Source organism: Halomonas sp. ND22Bw, assembly GCF_003011945.1.
Lineage (GTDB): Bacteria > Pseudomonadota > Gammaproteobacteria > Pseudomonadales > Halomonadaceae > Halomonas > Halomonas halophila.
The window spans coordinates 1-236 of the sequence record NZ_PXWD01001792.1 but is presented as its reverse complement, the minus strand read 5'-3'; the positions used below and the strand labels follow the sequence as shown (position 1 = coordinate 236).

At 63.1% G+C, this 236-nt stretch carries 1 protein-coding gene; it reads right to left on the bottom strand.

The genetic code is table 11. The features are described from left to right. Nucleotides 1-236, bottom strand: a 236-nt coding sequence (locus tag CVH10_RS26450; protein WP_181244763.1) for a hypothetical protein, incomplete at both ends; no start/stop codon positions are given.

Here is a 236-nt window from a genome sequence, read left to right as displayed (position 1 = left end):
CCAGATCGTCGAGAACGTCCTTCACGTTCTTCCCCATGGCCTTCATGTCGCTGGTGAACTGGCCGGCGATATCCTTGCCGATTTCGCTGAACAGCGCCGACGTGACGTCGCCCCACGTCACCGTCTCCTCGCGCAGCTTGTACAGCTCCTGCTTCGTCGCATTCGCGCCGCCGGTGATCTTGCCCAGGTCGCGCGTCAGCTGGTCGTTCGTGACGCCCTGATTGACCCACCGGACG